A 2,429-nucleotide genomic window follows, 5' to 3' on the forward strand; every position below is an offset into this window, starting at 1 on the left:
GTAAGCGTAAAATAGTCCACACCTGTTTTTCAGATGTGGACTACTGTTATAATTTATTTAGATTTATTAGGAACGCGGCATTCATCAGGGAGTGTAGCGGACCACGGCAGAAGTCGAGTCAACTGCACTTCATCTGTCGTATCTATATTGGGAAGTTCCTCAAACAGGTAGCTGAGGTAGTTAAATGGATTCAGTCCATTTTCCTTGGCCGTCTCCACAACACTATAAATGATCGCACTGGATTTTGCTCCTTTTGCGGTATTGCTAAAAAGCCAATTTTTCCTTCCGATCACAAAAGGCTTGATGGACCGTTCAGCTCGATTGTTATCAATCTCCAATCGGCCATCCTCCAAAAATGCCTCTAAACGTTCCCATTGGTTACGACAATATTTGATGGCTTGACCAAGCGCACTTTTTGGCAGTACGCGTGGTGTTTGCTCTTTCAACCATGCCAAAAAAGCCTCCAGCACTGGCTGGCTGCGTTCCAAACGCTTTTCATAGCGTTCTTGCGGACTTTTGTCCTTTAAATCTCGTTCAATATCAAAAAGCTTATTACAGAGGTCCAAGCCTTCGTTTGCCTTCACAGCCGTAGTGGCTGCGGATTCAGGAAGAGCCTTGAGTGCTTCTGTGAATTTGCGCCGTGCGTGCGCCCAACACCCAACAAGGACAACGTCAGGAAGCCCATTGTAGCCGGGATAACCGTCTACATGCAGGTAGCCCTGGAAGCCTTTCAGAAATCGGCGTGGATGTTTGGCCGCCCGTGTTTGCTGATAATCGTAAAGAACGATGGGTACATCAGTATGCCCTGAGCGATATAGCCACATGTAGGAGGTGGATGTTGCCGGCCGTTCCGGCTCGGATAAAACTTGCAGTGTCGTCTCATCCGCGTGCATCGTATCCAATTCCAATAGTTGGGCATGCATTTTGTTATAAATGAGCTCCAGCCATGTGGTGGCACCGTACACCATCCAATTGGCCAGTGTCTGCCGTGGAATGGATACACCGAAGCGTTCCAGGTGTTTCTCTTGCCGGTAAAGTGGCATGCCCTCTACATATTTTTGTGTCATGGTGTAAGCCATGGCGGATGGAGAGGCGAGGCTCCCAGGAAATACTGGCTCCGGCATCTTCGCTGTCACAATAGGTGTTTCAATTTCATGGCGTTCGCAATGCCGGCAGCTATATACGTGGCGCACGTGTTCAACGACTTTTACTTGCGCAGGAATGATTTTTAATTCTTTACGCACTTCCGTGCTCATATCGTGAAGATTTCCTCCACAGCACGAACAGACCTGTTCCTCATCGGATAAACGATATTCGATCGTTTCCGTAGGCAGGTTTTCCAGCTTTTGTTGACGCTGACCACGCTGTTTCTTGCGTTTATATGTAATCGTTTCGACAGTTGGTTCTTCCACAGTCGTGTCAGTAGTATCTTCGGCCTCATTGAAAAGAGAGAGCTGACCTGAATCGGTCTTCTCACTGGAAGATCCAAATCTGCGTTGTTGGCTCAAACGAAATTGTTCTTCGTACCATTTTAATTTTGCCTCCAACGCTTCTTTTTCCATCTCAAGCTTTTCATTTTGCGCTTTATAATATTCAATTGACTGGGTTGATGTATGCGCTGTTTTTTCCATAAAATAAGTATACGATAAAGAATTCGACTTGCCTAGTCGAATTCCCGTATTCCTATATTTCAATCTTTTAAATAATGGTACGCGCTTTCACCTCACGGTGTGCCTGCCTTTGTTCAATTGGCAAACCATCCAGCAGCCAGCGAAGCTGACGAGGACTGATATTCATAGGTGCTGTGTCCTTTTCTGATGGCCAATGGAATGTTCCCTTTTCCAACCTGCGATAATGCAGCCAAAACCCATTGTGCTCCCACTGCAGGATTTTTAACTTGTCACGTTTCCGATTACAGAACACGAACAAACAAGGAGAAAAGGGATCGAGGTCAAAGCATTCTTGAACAATCACCGCCAGACCGTCAATAGACTTACGAAGGTCTGTGCTTCCGCGAGCCAGGTAGACACGCTCAAATTGTAAGTTTGTCAACATTGATTTCGCAGGACATGTATGATATCGGATAGTAATCCAACATTGGCTCCTGGTCGCACTTCGACAGAAAGAGCATCAAAGTGGATAAAGATAGGTCCTTCTCCTTTGGAAGAAATATTTTCCTCTTCCACCTGGACGGCGAGCCATTGTGTTGGTTCCTGCTCAGAAAGATTTTCCTGGTTCTCGAATCGCTGGATCCAATAATACATCTGGTGGGCTTTGATTTCATGATCCCGACACCATTCGGCTACACTTTGCCCGCTATCTTTCCAAGCATCATACCGCGCTTCCCATTCTATTCTTTTGTCTTTTAGAGTCATCGCATAACCTCCTGAATTCATTTCTAAGAAGATTATCGCATGGATGACTTTCTG

3 protein-coding genes are annotated in these 2,429 nt (G+C 45.8%); all 3 read right to left on the reverse strand.

Translation table 11 applies throughout. The annotated features are described in order from the left end of the window. Positions 1–53: 53 nt before the first annotated feature. Positions 54–1,562 (reverse strand): IS66 family transposase, encoded by a 1,509-nt coding sequence (gene tnpC / locus ACDX78_RS23095; protein ID WP_486031198.1) that lies wholly within the window; start codon positions 1,560–1,562, stop codon positions 54–56. A 136-nt stretch (positions 1,563–1,698) separates the two neighbouring features. Continuing rightward, positions 1,699–2,055, reverse strand: a complete 357-nt coding sequence (tnpB, locus tag ACDX78_RS23100; RefSeq protein WP_461183806.1) for an IS66 family insertion sequence element accessory protein TnpB — start codon at positions 2,053–2,055, stop codon at positions 1,699–1,701. Next, positions 2,049–2,375 (reverse strand): IS66 family insertion sequence element accessory protein TnpA, encoded by a 327-nt coding sequence (tnpA, locus tag ACDX78_RS23105; protein ID WP_461183807.1) that lies wholly within the window; start codon positions 2,373–2,375, stop codon positions 2,049–2,051. Before tnpA ends, tnpB begins: the two co-directional genes overlap by 7 nt. Positions 2,376–2,429 lie beyond the last annotated feature (54 nt).

It is taken from the genome of Virgibacillus oceani (genome assembly GCF_041521345.1).
GTDB lineage: Bacteria > Bacillota > Bacilli > Bacillales > Amphibacillaceae > Virgibacillus_N > Virgibacillus_N oceani_A.